This is a genomic window from Magnetospira sp. QH-2 (assembly GCF_000968135.1).
In the GTDB taxonomy this organism is placed as follows: domain Bacteria; phylum Pseudomonadota; class Alphaproteobacteria; order Rhodospirillales; family Magnetospiraceae; genus Magnetospira.
This window is the reverse complement of the sequence record NZ_FO538765.1, coordinates 2,515,782-2,531,719: the sequence shown is the minus strand read 5'-3', so window position 1 is coordinate 2,531,719 and position 15,938 is coordinate 2,515,782. Positions and strand designations below refer to the sequence as shown.

10 protein-coding genes and 1 tRNA gene are annotated in these 15,938 nt (G+C 60.0%); 5 read left to right on the top strand and 6 right to left on the bottom strand.

What is annotated here, in order from left to right:
* Positions 1–58: 58 nt before the first annotated feature.
* Positions 59–925 carry an N-formylglutamate amidohydrolase gene (locus MGMAQ_RS11895; protein WP_046023278.1) on the bottom strand — a complete coding sequence of 289 codons (867 nt, stop codon included), beginning with the start codon at positions 923–925 and terminating at the stop codon, positions 59–61.
* A gap of 212 nt (positions 926–1,137) precedes the next feature.
* Here MGMAQ_RS11895 and MGMAQ_RS11890 point away from each other — a divergent pair.
* The 3 genes from MGMAQ_RS11890 to MGMAQ_RS11880 all read left to right on the top strand — a co-directional run bounded on the left by MGMAQ_RS11890 (position 1,138) and on the right by MGMAQ_RS11880 (position 4,459).
* Positions 1,138–1,212: transfer RNA gene (locus MGMAQ_RS11890), tRNA-Val, on the top strand.
* 149 nt (positions 1,213–1,361) lie between these two features.
* A complete protein-coding gene (locus MGMAQ_RS11885) occupies positions 1,362–3,659 on the top strand; it encodes a PAS domain S-box protein (protein ID WP_052716360.1) in 2,298 nt (765 codons plus the stop codon).
* The gene (locus MGMAQ_RS11880) at positions 3,656–4,459 is read left to right on the top strand and encodes a ferritin-like domain-containing protein (protein WP_046021702.1); all 804 of its coding nucleotides are present in this window, start codon (positions 3,656–3,658) and stop codon (positions 4,457–4,459) included. The genes MGMAQ_RS11885 and MGMAQ_RS11880 overlap by 4 nt, the downstream gene beginning before the upstream one ends.
* Here the strand turns inward: MGMAQ_RS11880 and MGMAQ_RS11875 are convergent.
* Positions 4,441–6,573: a thioredoxin domain-containing protein gene (locus MGMAQ_RS11875; protein ID WP_158498849.1), complete on the bottom strand. Its 2,133-nt coding sequence runs from the start codon at positions 6,571–6,573 to the stop codon at positions 4,441–4,443. The two genes, MGMAQ_RS11880 and MGMAQ_RS11875, sit on opposite strands and share 19 nt — an antisense overlap.
* Positions 6,521–7,631 (bottom strand): peptide chain release factor 2 gene (gene prfB / locus MGMAQ_RS11870; protein WP_148561056.1). Its coding sequence is split into 2 segments (ribosomal slippage): positions 6,521–7,561 and positions 7,563–7,631, totalling 1,110 coding nucleotides; the frame shifts between segments, so codons are not numbered across the junction. Before prfB ends, MGMAQ_RS11875 begins: the two co-directional genes overlap by 53 nt.
* A 259-nt stretch (positions 7,632–7,890) precedes the next feature.
* Here prfB and MGMAQ_RS11865 point away from each other — a divergent pair.
* On the top strand, positions 7,891–8,340 hold the full coding sequence (locus MGMAQ_RS11865; RefSeq protein ID WP_046021700.1) for a response regulator: 450 nt from the start codon (positions 7,891–7,893) through the stop codon (positions 8,338–8,340).
* A 7-nt stretch (positions 8,341–8,347) separates the two neighbouring features.
* On the opposite strand, the gene MGMAQ_RS11860 is transcribed toward MGMAQ_RS11865, so the two are convergent.
* Both MGMAQ_RS11860 and MGMAQ_RS11855 read right to left on the bottom strand, forming a co-directional pair.
* Positions 8,348–10,807, bottom strand: a complete 2,460-nt coding sequence (locus MGMAQ_RS11860; RefSeq protein ID WP_046021699.1) for a penicillin-binding protein 1A — start codon at positions 10,805–10,807, stop codon at positions 8,348–8,350.
* 101 nt (positions 10,808–10,908) lie between these two features.
* Positions 10,909–12,237, bottom strand: a complete 1,329-nt coding sequence (locus MGMAQ_RS11855; RefSeq protein ID WP_046023275.1) for an N-acetylmuramoyl-L-alanine amidase — start codon at positions 12,235–12,237, stop codon at positions 10,909–10,911.
* A gap of 515 nt (positions 12,238–12,752) precedes the next feature.
* Between MGMAQ_RS11855 and MGMAQ_RS11850 the strand changes: the two genes are divergently transcribed.
* Positions 12,753–15,152, top strand: coding sequence for a ribonuclease E/G (locus MGMAQ_RS11850; RefSeq protein ID WP_198409118.1), 2,400 nt, complete (start codon positions 12,753–12,755; stop codon positions 15,150–15,152).
* Between the two features lie 72 nt (positions 15,153–15,224).
* Here the strand turns inward: MGMAQ_RS11850 and MGMAQ_RS11845 are convergent, their stop codons facing one another.
* A complete protein-coding gene (locus MGMAQ_RS11845; protein ID WP_046021697.1) occupies positions 15,225–15,824 on the bottom strand; it encodes a superoxide dismutase in 600 nt (199 codons plus the stop codon).
* Between the last annotated feature and the right edge of the window lie 114 nt (positions 15,825–15,938).

Genomic DNA, 15,938 nt, shown 5'->3' with positions numbered 1-15,938 from the left:
TTGATGGGGCCCTTTCATAGCCCGGATAGGGGCGGGATTCCAGGGAAAGTGCTGTGATCTATCGCCCATTGCCGAGGCGGTCGGCGCTCAGTTCCGCCAGGGCCGCCATGGCCTCGGCCAGATGGGTGGACAGGCGCTGCATATCCTCGATTCGCTCAATGCTTGACTCGTCCATGTACAGGTCGCGATTGATCTCGATCTGAAGCACATGCACATTTTTGCTCGGGCGCCCGTAATGGCGAGTGGTATGGCCGCCGGAATAGGGCTTGTTGCGGACCGTGCGGTAGCCGAGATCAATCAGCGCCGCCTCGACGGTGCGAATGACAAGCCCGGTACAGGAATCGCCGTAGCAATCGCCCAGCACGAAATCGGCCCGGCGTCGTCCCGGATCCGGGTCCATGGGGCCGCCCACCGAGGGCATGGAGTGGCAATCCACCAATAAACAGGTGCCGAACTGAGATTTCGTCCGTTCGATCAGTCCGAGCAGGGCGGCGTGGTAAGGCTCATAATACTGGCGGACCCGCCACTGAGCCTCGGCGAAGGGGATCTTGCGATCATATATTTCGGCGCCATCGGTGACCATGCGCGCCACGGTGCCCAAGCCCGCCGCCACCCGGGGCGAGGCGATATTGACATAGTCGGGCAGGCGATCGGCATACATGACCGGGTCCAACTCCCAGGCCTCCCGGTTGGGGTCCAAATAGGCGCGGGGGAAATGGGCCATGAGAAACGGGATGCCTTTTTCCGGCGCCCAGGCAAACAGCTCCTCCACAAAGGCATCCTCGGAACGGCGCAGGGTCAAAGGGTCGAGCCGCGATGCCGCCACGAAAGCCGGCGGATAGGCACGCCCGCTGTGGGGAGACGACAATACCAAAGGCCCCGCCCGATGCGCCGGTTCGATCAGCGTAAAGGCAGGGTCGATCATCGGATCTCCCAGGGGAGATATATGCGATCCCGGGTCGGTCAAGGAAAAGGCTCCGGTCAAACGGTGGCGCGTTGGGCTAGGAATTAGCTGTTCTCTTCCATGCGTGCAAGCGGCGGCGGCAAAAATGCGCGATTGAACTGTTGCATGGCCGGGCGAATGGCGCTAAAAGGCCGGTCTCCGGTTACCCCGACTTCCGGAGACAGGCACGACAAGGGCGTATAGCTCAGCGGGAGAGCACTGTGTTGACATCGCAGGGGTCGCTGGTTCAATCCCAGCTACGCCCACCATCAAAACCCCTTGGGAAACCAGGGGGTTTTGTTTTTGGTGGCTATAAAAATCTGGAATATCTCCCTTTGAGAGTGTGGTAGTATTTCGCCCTGGTAACGAATATCATCGTCATCTGAATTTCGCTCCGCTATTTTCGAGGCTATTACCGGTGTTCAGTCACCTTTCCAAGCGTAGTCTTGCCTTTCGGCTGATCGGATGGTTGGCCCTGTTCACCGTGGTGCTGACCGTGGTGGTGACGGCGCAGGAACTGATCTCTGTTTATCGCCGCGACATGACGCGGGTTGAAGAGCGCTTTGACGCGGTCCGCCAAAGCTATCTTGGGGCGGTAGCGGAAGCGGTTTGGGTGGTGGACAGGCCGGGGCTTGGCGTGCTGCTGGATGGAATCCTGCGGCTTCCCGATTTTCGCATGGCCGCGGTCCACAATGAAAAAGGCGAGATTCTGGCCAGTTCCGGCAAGGCCAAAAGGCCCGGGGATCTGAGCCGAACCTTTGTTCTCACCTACGACTATCGGGGCAGTATCACGAGGATCGGGGAACTGACCGTGGTGGCCAGGGTGGATCAGGTTTTTTCCAGGGTGATGGACGAGGCACTTTTAGTATTTCTCGATACCGCCTTGAAGATTTTGTTGACCGCCGGGTTCGTCTTTTTCCTGGTCTATCGCCTGGTAACCCGTCCGGTGGCTCAGTTGGCCGATCAGGCCAGGGCCTCTACATTAGAGGACCTGGATACCCCTTTCCGATTGAAGCGACGGAATCCGAATCGCAACGACGAACTGACCGATCTGGTATCCGCCCTGAATACCATGCGGTCCAAGCTCCATGAGTCCTATGAGGATCTGAACCGACTCAATGCTGATTTGGAGTATCGCGTCCGCCAGCGCACCGAGGAACTGAAGGAGAAGGAACAAAGGCTGCGGATGATTTTTGAAGCCGCCGCCGATGCCATTGTCACTATTGATGAGAAAGGCACGATCCTAGCGGCTAATTCCGCTTCGGCGTCCATGTTCGGCTATGAACTCAAAGATCTGGTCGGGCAGAATGTTTCTCTGTTGATGCCGGAACCAGACCGGTCCCGGCATGACGAATACCTGGCCGCCTATCAACGGACGGGAAAGGCCAGCGTTATCGGCAGGCGACGGGAAGTCACGGGGTGTCATGCGGATGGCACGGAGTTTCCCGTGGAGTTGTCGGTGAGCGAAATCGAGACCCCCGACGGTCATATCTTCACCGGCATTGTCTCCGATATCACCGAACGCCAACAGGCGGCGCGGTCATTGATGGAAGCCAAGGAAGCTGCCGACAAGGCCAACGCCGCCAAGACCGATTTCCTGTCCAGTATGAGCCACGAACTGCGCACACCCATGAACGCCGTACTGGGGTTTGCTCGATTGTTGGAGAGCAGCAAAAGGGAACCGCTGTCCGACAAGCAGAAGTCCCACGTCTCCCATATTGTTAAAAGCGGCCAACACTTGCTGGAGTTGATCAACGAGGTGTTGGATTTGGCCCGTATCGAGGCGGGCAAGCTGGCATTGTCGGTGGAAGCTTTCGATCCCAAGGAACTGATCGAAGACACATTGGCCTTGGTGGCCGATATGGCGGTTCGTCACAAGGTGACGCTGGAAGACCAGACCTGTGTGAGCCCCTTGCCGGTGATTGAGGCCGACTATACGCGCCTCAAGCAAGTGCTGTTGAACCTGCTGTCCAATGCGGTCAAATACAATGTGGAAGAGGGGCGCGTGATCTTTTCGGTCTCGGTCCTTGATGAGGAATGGGTGCGAATCCAGGTCTCCGATACCGGACGCGGAATCCCCGAGGAGCGCCAGCAGTCTTTGTTCCTGCCATTCGAACGATTGGGCGCGGAAAACAGCCATGTGGAAGGCAGCGGTGTAGGATTAAGCATCACCAAGAGGCTGGTAGAGCACATGGGGGGCGCGATCGGCTTCAAGAGCGTGGAGGGCGAAGGGACGACATTCTGGGTCGATCTGCCTCTCTCGGCTCACCAGGGGCCGCTTCGCCCCAAGCTGGAGGGCAAAGACACCGACAAGCAGATTCACCAAAACGACCAACCGAAACGAACCTTGTTGTATGTGGAAGATAACCCATCCAACTTGGCGCTGATGGAAGAGATCATCGATGAGCGGGCGGACCTTGAAATGGTTTCCACTCATACCGCCGAATTGGGCATCGAACTGGCCTTGTCCCGTAAACCCGATCTGATCCTCATGGATATCAACCTGCCCGGGATGGATGGTATTGAGGCCTTGAAGCAATTGCGGGCCAGGGACGAAACCCGTGACATTCCGGTGATCGCGCTCAGTGCCGACGCGGCGTTGGGCAAAGATCCGCGAGTCGAGCTGGGCGGATTCCACGCATTCCTCACCAAGCCGGTGGATATCATCCATCTGCTAGAGACAATCGACCGTTGTCTGCATGGGGCCGCCGAGTGACAAAGCGGCTCTCTTTATGTGCCGCTGCGCGGGATATCCTCACAACCCCCGACCCCTTGGACAAGGTGGCGGGGAGTTTCGATCTGGCCCGGGCTTGGCGTGCCGGGGATGTGACCGAGATCGGGGCCGGGTCATTCTCTGCGCCGGATCGGCCTGCGCGACCGCGGATGCCGGAACTACGGGCCCCGCGCCATATGCCCCGACGATCCAAAAGCGGTTTGGCGGGGCGGGTAGCCCTGCTGCATGCCATCGCCCATATCGAGCTGAATGCCATCGACCTGGCCTGGGATCTGATCGTGCGGTTCGGGCGGATGGATCACCCGCGGCCATTCTTTGACGACTGGGTCGCGGTCGCCGAAGACGAAGCACGCCATTTTGAGTTGTTGCACCAACGTCTATTGGATCTTGGTTCCGTCTATGGCGATTTACCGGCCCATGATGGTTTATGGGAGGCGGCGGAAGCGACCCAAGATGATCTTATGGCCCGGTTGGCCCTTGTGCCCATGCTGTTGGAAGCACGCGGGTTGGATACCACACCGCCGACGGTCGCCCGGTTGCTCCGCAACGGAGACAGGGAAAGTGCCGATATTCTGGCCCTGATCGGCGAAGAAGAGGAAAGCCATGTGGCAGCCGGGGTACGCTGGTTCGGCGTGGCATGCGCGGACCGCGATCAGACACCCAGCGAGGCCTATCAGCATCTGGTGCGTTCCCGATTTCGCGGGCGCATCAAGCCGCCATTCAATGAGCCTGCGCGAAATCGAGCCGGGTTGACGGGGGACTACTATTTACCGCTGGTTTGAAACCGGCGCATGTCGCGGAGTACGTCGGAAAGCTCTTGGGACGTCGTGACAGGCAAGGAACAGACCTGCCCACGACAGACATAGGCCGTGGCCCGATCCTCCAATTGCGGTTTGTCCCGGGCGGGATGCCCTTTCGGGAGACGGGACTCGGGCGCCTTGACCAGCAGGATCCGCCCCGGCAGATCGGTCCTCAGCACCCGATTCAGAAGCGGAGCCATATCCGGTGCGGATCGCTTGCCCACCAAGACTAGTTGCAGGGCCTCGGCCAATGTATCCGCCGCGCCAACCATGGCGGCATGGACCAAGGAGTCGTCCAGGCTTCCGGAAAAAGTCTCCAGTATGCGATCGGCCGATTGTCGCAGCTCTGTATCGCCACTCAGGTAGTACAGCCGGGCCAGGGCTTCGACCATCAAAGCGTTGCCTGAGGGATTGGGGTGATCCAGCATGGGCTTGAGGCGCACGGGCAGCGGCGCGCCATCATGGGGCGAGGCAAAATACCCACCCAATTCCGTATCCTCGTGGGCCGAACGAGCGCGGTCGAGCCAAGCGCGCGTCGTCGTCAAATAGCTTTTCCTGCCCGTCACCTCATAGAGAGTCAGAGAGGCCAGGGCCCCCTGCGCCAGGTCATCCAGGACCGCGATGGGAGCGGCCTTGCCCCCATACAGGACATGGGCGGGGATGCCGCTGGGCGTCACCAGTTTGTTAGCCAGCAGCGCGAGAACTTGTTCCGCCGCCTCGATCCAGGACGGCTCGGCAAATGCGGCGCCCGCTTCCGCCAAAGCGGCCGCGGCCATGGCATTCCAGTCGAACAGAACCTTGTCGTCACGGCGGGGCGGAGGACGCTTGGCCCGGGCCTCGCGCAGGCGCTCCAGGGCTGCGGGGCGATGACTGTCGTCGAGGGTAAACAACACCCCTCCGGCTTCCATGTTTTCCAGGCCATAGACGGTAAGGAAGTCCGCCCCTTCCTTGCCCAAAATCCGGCGGATATCCTGATCCCGCCAGACATAATAGGCCCCTTCGGTCATGCGCCCGGTGCGCGGCGAGCGGCTGTCGGCGTCCAAGGCCGAAGCGAATCCGCCGTTTTCCAGTCGGAGATCCTCGAGCAGGAAACGGACCGTGGTGCGGATCGTTCGTTCGAGAACCGGGTCGCGGGTTTCCTTCCATACCCGTGTCATCAGCGCCAGCATCTGGGCATTGACGTCGAGCATCTTCTCGAAATGCGGTTCCCGCCATTGGGCATCGACGCAATAGCGGTAAAAGCCGCCACCCACATGATCGTGCAGGCCACCCCGGATCATATGCGACAGGCTGGCGATCACCGCGTCCCGATAGCGATCCTTCCCGTATCGGAGGTGGGCCCGCCAAAGCAGGTCCAAGGCCGGTATGTAAGGGAATTTGGGGGCCACGCCAAACCCACCGGCGAAGCTATCCACCTGTTCCAGCAAGTGATCGGCGGTCTGGTCCAAGCCGGGGACAGGCGAGGGAACATGATTGGCTTTGCGCAAGGTGGCGTAGAGGCTCAGACCTTGATCGCGGATCTCGCTGTCCATCTGGGCATGGGTTTGCGAGACCCGCTCGAGGATTTGCCGGAAGGAGGGCATGCCGCTGCGCGGTTCGGGCGGAAAATAGACACCGCCGAAAAACGGGGTGCCGTCGCCATTGAGAAATAGATTGAGCGGCCATCCGGTGGGCAGGCCCAGATTGGCGGCGGCGGCCATGTAGAACGCGTCCACATCCGGTTGCTGTTCCCGGTCCACCAGCACCGGCACGAACAGCCGATTGATCAGCGCGGCGGTTTCCGGATCGCGGAAATGCTCGTCTTGCATCACATGGCACCAGTGGCAGGCGAGATAACCAATGGAAAGGAAAATCGGTTTGCCTTCGCGCCGGGCCAAGGCCAGGGTTTCCGCGTTCCAAGCGTGCCAAATTACCAAATCGTTTTGGTGCAGGGCCAAATAGGGACTGTCGCGACCATCGATGGGGACAGCGGAAACCGGGCCGCCCGCCAGCAGCAAGCCCGCCAGCAGCAAGAATGTCAGGATCAGGAAGCGGGCTACCGCCTTAATCGCCGTCACCTCCGACCCGCGCCGCCAGGGCCGCCGCCATAAAGGCATCCAGGTCCCCATCCAAAACACCTTGGGTATTGCTGGTCTCCACATTGGTGCGTAGATCCTTGACCATCTGGTATGGCTGCAACACGTAAGAGCGGATCTGGTGGCCCCAACCGATGTCGGTCTTAGCTTCATGTTCCGCCTGGGCCGCTTCCTCGCGTTTTTGAAGCTCCAGTTCATAAAGACGCGCTTTCATCATGCTCATGGCGGTGGCGCGATTCTTATGCTGAGAGCGGTCATTTTGGCATTGGACCACGATATTGGTCGGGATGTGGGTCAGGCGGATGGCGCTATCGGTCTTATTGACGTGCTGGCCGCCCGCTCCCGATGCGCGGTAGGTATCCACCCGTAGATCCTTGTCCAGGATTTCGACCTCGATATTGTCATCGATTTCCGGAAACACCCAGACCGACGAGAAACTGGTATGACGGCGGGCACTGGAGTCATAGGGCGAGATGCGTACCAATCGGTGCACACCGCTTTCGGTCTTCAGCCAGCCATAGGCATTGTGGCCGGATACCTTGATGGTGGTCGATTTGATTCCAGCTTCTTCCCCGGCGCTCTCTTCGATCCAATCGAGCTTGTAGCCATGGGCCTCGGCCCAGCGGGTGTACATGCGCAGCATCATCTCGGCCCAGTCCTGAGCTTCGGTGCCGCCCGCGCCCGCATGGATTTCGACAAAGCAGTTGTTGGCGTCGGCTTCGCCCGACAACAGGGTTTCCAGACGAGCCTTTGCGGCTCGGTCAAGCATGCCCTTGATGGCGTTTTCAGCCTCCTCGACGACCTCGGAATCGTCCTCGTCTTCCCCCATCTCGATCAACTCCAAGTTGTCGGTGAGGTCTTGCTCTAGGGAGTTGATGGCGCCAAGGCCGGATTCAAGCTGATTGCGCTCACGCATCAGGGCTTGCGCCTTGGCGGCGTCATTCCACAGGTCCGGGGATTCAGAGAGAGCGTTGAGTTCTTCCAGTCTTAGGCAGGCTTGATCGTAGTCAAAGATGCCTCCTCAGCAGTTCCACCGACTGCTTGATTTCCTGGACAATGTTTTCCACTTCAGCGCGCATCATGGCCTCTGTTGTATGCGATGTAATAACAGTCTATAATCCGGGTTCCGGCGGAACAAGTGCCAGAGCGCGAATACCGGCTTCGGTGTAGCCGGTAATGGGGTCGCGGACAAGGGGCGTCGTTAGATGGGCGCTCTAGATGGGCGCTCTAGATGGGCGCTCTAGATGGGCGCTCTGGGGGATCGAAGTCGTTAGGGTCGGCACAATACACTTGGCATGTGGCTGGGTGAGGAGACCAATTGACCCGGGAGATGGACAAGTGACCACCTCAGACCATTCCGTACGTATTCTCCTTGTCGAGGATAATCCGGGGGACGCGCGCCTGACCAAGGAAGCGTTCCGTGCCGGCAAAGTGCCTTGTGAGGTGGACCATGTGGTCAACGGCGAAGAAGCCATGGCCTTTTTGCGTCGCGAGGGTTCTTACGGCGACCGGAAAAAGCCGCACATGGTGTTGTTGGACCTGAATATGCCCCGCATGGATGGGCGAGAAGTCTTGGCCGCCATGTCGAACGATGCCGAACTCAAAGATATTCCGGTTATCGCCCTGACCACCTCGTCGGCGCCGGAGGATATCGAGGCCTGCTATCGCAATGGCGCCAATGCCTATGTGGTCAAGCCGCCTGAATTTAACTCTTTCATCGAGAAGGTACGGGCCTTGGAAGCTTTCTGGTTCGGCACCGCGAGCTTACCGGAATTCGTCGCCATCTGACTTTCGATCAGTAGAGACCACCCGTTCCCAGTGCCGGCGCGCCGCTGCCGCCGTATGTGCGGCTATCCATTTCTTCCGCCTCCGATTGCGCGGTGGGGACGGTTCCTGGTTTGAAGGCTTCCAGGATGACGTTGCTGTCTGAGTCCCGCGCCAGCTTGCCGGTACGGGCATTGATGCGCACCAGCCGGATACCATCGGGAATACGGAAAGGAATGGTCGGTTGATCTTTCAAGGCGGCGCCCATGAAAGACTTGAACACCGGCGCGGCGACACTGGACCCGGTTTCCTTGCGGCCCAGGCTGCGCGGTTCGTCGAACCCCATGAAAACCCCTACCGCCAGATCAGGTGAAAAGCCGACAAACCAGGTATCCAGGCTGCTGTTGGTGGTGCCGGTCTTACCCGCCAAAGGCCGGTTGAGAGAGGCAATTCGCCGCCCGGTTCCCCGCTTCACCACGCCTTCGAGCATGGAAACCACCTGATAGGCGCTGGCCGGACTGGTCACCGGCGTGCGGGTGTCGGGGACGCGTGGCACGGCCTGACGGGTCCAACGCATGGCATCGCAATCGGGGCAGGGGCGGTCGTCATGGCGGAAGACGGTGCGACCGTTGCGATCCTGGATGCGGTCGATCAGGCTGGGGCGAATGGTCTTGCCGCCATTGACCAGCATGGCGTAGGCCGTGGTCAGCCGTAGCAAGGTGGTTTCCCCGGCGCCCAGGGACATGGCCAGGCGCTCCGGTAAACGGTCATAGATCCCCAATCGACCGGAATAGTCCGCGATGCGTTCCATACCCAGTTCCTGAGCCAGCCGGACCGTCATGAGATTGCGTGATTTTTCGATGCCCAGCCGCAAGGTGCTGGGGCCATAGAATTTCTTGGTGTAGTTGGCCGGGCGCCATTTGGGCAGGCCCGGCCCTTGGTCGATGACAAAGGGAGCATCCAGCACGATGGACGACGGCGTGAAGCCTTGGTCCATGCCCGCCAGGTAGACAAAGGGCTTGAACGCCGAGCCCGGTTGCCGTTTGGCTTGGGTGGCGCGATTGAACTCACTTTGTTGATACGAGAACCCCCCGACCATGGCTAGCACCCGCCCGGTATGCGGATCCAAGGCCACCAGGGAGCCCTGAATTTCAGGCATCTGGCGCAAGGCATAGGTGCCTTCGGGATAAGAGGTTGCCTCGCCTTTGGAATTCTTGCGCTCGGTGACGGCTTCCACCAACACCACGTCACCGGCTTTCAATACATCACGGGCCCGTTTTATGGATGGTCCTCGTTTCTGATCCTTCAACGCTTCGCGGGCCCAGCGCAGTTCGGCCAGGGGGATGGTTCCCTTGCTGGCATCGCTGAACAGGATCTCGGCGCTGTCATTGCTTGCCTTGTCGACGGCAGCGAGGAACCAGGTCTTGGGCAGGCCTTTGGGGACGGCGGTCTCGCGCAGCTTGGCAAGCCAGTCGGCAGGAAGCGATTGAGCGCCATCGGCGGCGATGCGGGCCACCGGCCCCCGATAGCCATGGCGCCGATCATAGGCAATCAGCCCGTCACGCAGACTCTTTTGCGCCATGTTTTGAAGATTGGGGTCAATGGTGGTGCGCACCGACAGGCCCCCCTTATAGAGTCCGTCCTCGCCGTAGCGGTCGGCCAACTCGCGGCGCACTTCCTCTGCGAAGTATTCCGCAGTGACGAATTCCGTTTCCGAGCGTTCGCGGACAATCAACGGTTCAGACAAAGCCTGGTCCCGTTGGACGGCATCAACGAAGCCTTCTTCGAACATGCGGCCGATCACCCAGTTGCGGCGTTCGACGGCGGCATCCCGTTTGCGAATCGGATCGTAGTTGTTGGGCGCTTTAGGTAGGGCGGCCAAATAGGCGGCCTCGGCCACGGTTAATTCGCCCAGGGATTTGTTGAAGTAATTCAAAGAGGCCGCGGCGACACCGTAAGAGCCATAGCCCAGGTAGATCTCATTGAGGTAAAGCTCGAGAATACGGTCCTTGGTCAGCACTTTCTCGATACGCAGGGCGAGGATGGCCTCCTGGATCTTGCGGCGATAGGAGACTTCGTTGGTCAGCAGGAAGTTCTTCGCCACCTGTTGGGTGATGGTCGAAGCGCCCTGTAGCCGTCGTCCGGAACCGATATTGCGCAGGTTGGTGACCATGGCCCGGGCCACACCTATGGGATCAACGCCCATGTGGTCATAGAAATGTTGGTCTTCCGCTGCCAGAAAGGCGCGTGCCACCCGGCGGGGGATGGCGGTGATCGGCACGAAGACGCGTTTCTCGATGGCATACTCGGCCAGCAGACGACCGTCGCCCGCATGGATCCTGGTCATCACGGGGGGTTCGTAATCGTTCAGCTGATGATAGTCGGGGAGACCACTGCCAAAGGTATAAAATACATACATCACCCCGCCCGCGCCGATGAGGCTCAGCAGCAAAAACAGAGCGGTAAATACCCCCAATAAACGCAACACCATGGTAAGACCTCTTTTTCGGCCCCTTTATATACATGGACCGATGCAAAGAGACTAAGCGGAAAAAAGGACGATTTCGTGACCCGCTTGTGGTCAAACGGTGATCAGCGCCGAATGGCTTCCTCAACCTGTACGAAATAGCCGTCGATGCCCTTGGCAATGGCACGGGCCAGCTTGCTGCGATATTGGGAATCACGCAGCGCCGCTTCATCCTTGCGGTTGGACAAGAAGCCCAATTCCACCAACACAGACGGAATATCCGGGGCCTTGAGTACCGCAAACCCGGCGAAGCGGTGGGTGTTGCGCAGCAGCTTGGTTTCCCGCTTGAGTTCACGGACCAATTGGGCGGCAAACTGCACCGACTGATTCATGGTTTCCCGTTGCGCCAGGTCGATCAGGATATTGGTGACTTCATCGGATTCATGGGTCAGGTCCACCCCTGCGATCAGGTCCGCCTTGTTTTCCTTGTCGGCCAGCAGGGCGGCTTCTTTATCCGAGGCCTTTTCCGACAGGGTGTAAACCGACAGGCCGCGAATACGCTTGTTGCGGATGGTATCCGCATGCAAGGAAACAAAGATTTCCCCGCCTTTGTCCCGGGCGTAGCTGACCCTGTCGCGCAAGCGGATGAACACATCCCGGTTGCGCGTGAGAATGACCTTGTAGCGACCCGTTTTCTCCAGTCGCTGCCGCACTTCCCGGGCCATGGCCAAGGTGATGTTCTTTTCATGGATGCCGCTGACACCGATGGCGCCGGGATCAATGCCGCCATGTCCCGGGTCCAGCACCACCACTCGCTTGCGAAGGCGGTCCAAGGGCTTGGTCTTGGGCGGACCGAGGCGGGCCAACAAGATGACATCATCGGGGAGATTGTGGTGCACGGCCGGCTTGGCGGATTCGGCTGCGAGAGGGGCCGGAGGCCGGCCCTTGGGCGCGGCGGCAACCACGGCACGGGCCGAGGCCTGCCCCACGCCTTTTCTGAAGGCCTGCTCGGAGACGGTTTCCATATCTAGCACAAAGCGATAGCCCAGTCCTTTGCCCGGCGGCAGCACCAAGGCCTTGCGGATACCCACTGGGGCGATGGCGTCAAGCACCACCCGCGATTGTCCGGGGCGGAACAGTCCATAGCGGAACCCGCTGATGGAGCCTGCGCGGTGGGATTGGGTCTCCTTGGGCAGTTGCCAACCCACTTCGGGCATGTCGATGACCACCCGATAGGGATTGGGCAGGGCATAGACCTGAAAGGCCAGGGGGGAATCGAGCTCCAACACGAACCGGGTATACCCGGGATGGGTGCCGAGCCGCAGGTCGAGGACCGAAGGGACGCCGGATGTTTCCGCGCGCGCCGCCCCGATGGCCGCGAACCAAGCCAACAGCAATAGGATCGCCACCGGGATCCGGCTACGTGATTTTCTTGTTTCTTTCGGTTCGTCCATGCCCATGGCCAAATATTTCCGGTTGACCCGTCCCCCGCGCCGTATGATGAAAGGGCGAGCTCGCCATCATACCCCGATGGAAGTACGGAGCAAGCCTCACCCGACTCCGTATGGTGCCGAGGCTAAAAACTCTCATTAACACCATTGTCGAATGATATCCCTACCGTTATGTTAACAGTGCATTGGCGTCGGTCGCTCGGTTCGGCTGGGTGCCGGGTCGATTCGCGGACCCCCTGAAAAAGGGCGCGGATCTTCGCTTCACCCACAGGATAAAGGGTCGCTTGCTCCCAGCCCGATGGGGCCGCTTGTTCCAATGCCGTAAAACGCAATATTCTTTGCTCCCGGAGAGGACCGCCAGTTGAAAACCGTTCCCCAGATATTCGGCTCTTATAGCCCTCTGGACCGGTCTGCGCGCGTCGCCGGAGCATTTCTCAACTTCACCCGATCCGAACCAAGGGGCAACCCCGGGTCGTCGGCGGGTGTCTGGAGTACCGAATTCAATGGCAACCAAGCGTATGTTGATCGATGCCACCCACGCCGAAGAGACTCGGGTCGTGGTGGCCATGGGGAACCGACTAGAAGACTTTGACGTCGAGGTCGCATCCCGCAAACAGCTCAAGGGTAACGTCTATCTCGCTAAAGTAACCCGCGTCGAACCGTCCTTGCAGGCGGCCTTCGTCGAATATGGCGGCAATCGTCATGGCTTTCTGGCCTTTAGTGAAATCCACCCTGACTATTACCAAATCCCGGTCGCCGATCGGGAAGCACTGATCGCCGAAACCCCCGACGACGAGTCCGCTAACGGCGAGGTCGATGAACCCGCCGAAACCAACGGCGGCGAAGAGGGCGAGGGCGAAGGCGCCAGCCTGGAGGTTTTGGGCGGCGATGATGTGGCCGAGGAAACCGAGGCCCGACGCCCATACCACTCCTATCGCAACTACAAAATTCAAGAAGTCATCAAGCGGCGCCAGGTGCTGCTGGTTCAAGTGGTCAAGGAAGAACGGGGCAACAAGGGCGCCGCGCTGACCACCTATCTGTCCTTGGCCGGTCGCTATTGCGTGTTGATGCCCAACACCACCCGGGCGGGCGGCATCTCCCGCAAGATTTCCAGCGCCAATGACCGCAAGCGGCTGAAATCGGTGCTCGGCGACCTATCGATCCCCGAAGGCATGGCCGTCATCGTGCGCACGGCGGGGGCGCAACGCTCCAAGGCCGAGATTAAGCGCGACTACGACTACTTGCTGCGGGTTTGGGACACCATTCGTACTCAGACGCTGGAGAGTGCGGCACCGTGCCTGATCCACGAGGAAGGCAACCTGATCAAGCGCTCCATCCGCGATCTATACGACAAGGACATTGATGAAGTGGTGGTCGAGGGCGACGATGGCTATCGCACCGCCAAGGACTTCATGAAAATGTTGATCCCGTCGCATGCGAAAAAGGTCCAACCTTACAAAGACATCGTGGTGCCGTTGTTCCACCGTTATCAGGTGGAAAGTCAGTTGGATGCCATGCACGGGCCTGACGTACAGCTCAAATCGGGGGGCTATATCGTCATCAATCCCACCGAGGCCTTGGTGTCCATCGACGTCAACTCGGGACGCTCCACCAAAGAACGCAACATTGAAGAGACCGCCTATCGGACCAATCTGGAAGCAGCGGACGAGATCGCCCGGCAGCTTCGGTTGCGCGATTTGGCTGGTCTGATCGTTATCGACTTCATCGATATGGAGGTGTCGCGCTATCAGACCAATGTGGAACGGCGGCTCAAGGAAGCGATGCGGATTGACCGGGCCCGGATCCAGATTGGTCGTATCAGTCCTTTTGGTCTGATGGAGTTGTCACGACAACGGCTGCGTCCGAGTTTGATCGAGACCAGCTTCGAATCCTGCCCCCATTGCGCCGGGACGGGAGTGATCCGCTCGACAGAATCCACCGCCCTGCATGTATTGCGGGCCATAGAGGAAGAAGGCCTGCGTGGCCGCGCGGCCGAGATTGCCGTGCATGTGGCAACCTCCGTGGCGCTGTATATCCTCAACTATAAGCGCGATGCCCTGGCCGATATCGAAAGTCGTTATGGCTTCTCGGTTATGTTGATGGGGGATGACTCGCTGATTCCGCCAGACCATCGTATCGAGCGTCTGCGGGCGCGGAGCGCCGACGATCCGGTGATCGAGGCGCTGCCCGTGGTGGTCGAGCCCGTGGATGACGAGGAAGGCACTGGCGAGGACGGCAGCAAACGTCGCAAGCGCCGCCGTCGCCGTCGTGGCAAGCGCCCCGAAGAGGGCGAGACCATGGACGCCGAGTCACGCGACGCCAAGAGTGAAGAAGGCGAATCCGAAGGCACCGAAGGCACTGAAGGCACCGAGGGCGCCACGGCATCTACCACCAACGAAGATGGTGACGAAGAAGCCCCCAAGAAACGTCGTCGCCGGGGTCGCCGGGGAGGCCGTCGTCGGCGCCGTCCCGAGGGCGAGGAAAATGGTTCGGAAAACGGTGAAGAGGCGAGTGCCGCCAGCGCCGCGCCCGCTGAAACCGGCGAACAGGCTCCGTCCACGGAATCCGAAGGCAGCGAGCAGCCAGAACAAGAGGCCTACACGGAGCAAGCGGCTCCTGTATCGGAAGCCGAAACCACCGAGACCACTGAAGCTGCCGAGCCAGAGGAGAAGCCCAAGAAACCCGCTCGTCGACGCGCGCCGCGTAAGAAGAAGGAAGCCGTCGCCGCCGAGGCACCGGTGGAAGCCGCCCCGGAGCCAGTCGTCGAGGCACAACCGGAGCCCAAGCCCAAGCCCGAGCCCGAGCCCGAGCCGGAACCGGAAGAGGCGCCGGCACTGGCGGGGACCGAAGTCATCGATGTGGATGCGGTTCAGTCGGAGTCCCGCCGAAAAGGCTGGTGGTCGCGTCTGCTCGATTAGAGCTTGAACACCTATTCCATATAAAAAGGGCCCGACCAACCGGTCGGGCCCTTTGCATTGGCATGCGTCGGATCAGGCGTTGGCCAGATTGGCCGCCGCGAAGTCCCAGTTGGCCAGGTTGCCGAGGAATGTCTCGACGAACTTCGGCCGCGCGTTGCGGTGATCGATATAATAGGCATGCTCCCACACGTCGATGCACAGCAGCGGGGTCTGGCCGTGGGCGATGGGGGTATCGGCATTGGCGGTCTTGGTGATCTTGAGTTCACCGCCTTCAACCACCAGCCAGGCCCAGCCGGAGCCGAACTGAGTCAAGGCAGCCTGAGTGAACTGTTCCTTGAAACCGTCCAATGAGCCGAAGGCGGCATCGATCTTGGCGGCCAGGTCACCGGTCGGGGCGCCGCCCCCATTGGCGGACAGGCAGTTCCAGAAAAAGGTGTGATTCCAAACCTGGGCGGCATTGTTGAAGATGCCCGCCTTGCCCGCGTCACCGGCGGTGGCCGAGATGATTTCCTCCAGGGACTGACCCGCCATGGGGCTGTCCTTGGTCAGGTTGTTCAGGTTGACCACATAGGTGTTGTGGTGCTTGCCGTGGTGATAGTCCAAGGTCTCGGCGCACATATGCGGCTCGAGGGCGTCCTGGGCGAAAGGCAGGGCGGGCAATTCAAATGCCATGGGGAAATCCTCCTTAAAAGGGCCAAAGAAATTTTGAAGCCCCCCTCACATAGGGGGTCCGGAGAGGGTTTTGAAGGGGCAAAAGGGAACTGGCAAGAGAATTTTTCAATCGCT

What these genes read in the sequence shown, in the direction of transcription:
- MGMAQ_RS11895 (WP_046023278.1), bottom strand. Translation starts at nt 925, where the DNA reads ATGATCGACCCTGCCTTTACGCTGATCGAACCGGCGCATCGGGCGGGG.
- MGMAQ_RS11875 (WP_158498849.1), bottom strand. Translation starts at nt 6,573, where the DNA reads ATGCCTTTATGGCGGCGGCCCTGGCGGCGCGGGTCGGAGGTGACGGCG.
- MGMAQ_RS11860 (WP_046021699.1), bottom strand. Translation starts at nt 10,807, where the DNA reads ATGGTGTTGCGTTTATTGGGGGTATTTACCGCTCTGTTTTTGCTGCTG.
- MGMAQ_RS11855 (WP_046023275.1), bottom strand. Translation starts at nt 12,237, where the DNA reads ATGGACGAACCGAAAGAAACAAGAAAATCACGTAGCCGGATCCCGGTG.
- MGMAQ_RS11850 (WP_198409118.1), top strand. Translation starts at nt 12,753, where the DNA reads ATGTTGATCGATGCCACCCACGCCGAAGAGACTCGGGTCGTGGTGGCC.
- MGMAQ_RS11845 (WP_046021697.1), bottom strand. Translation starts at nt 15,824, where the DNA reads ATGGCATTTGAATTGCCCGCCCTGCCTTTCGCCCAGGACGCCCTCGAG.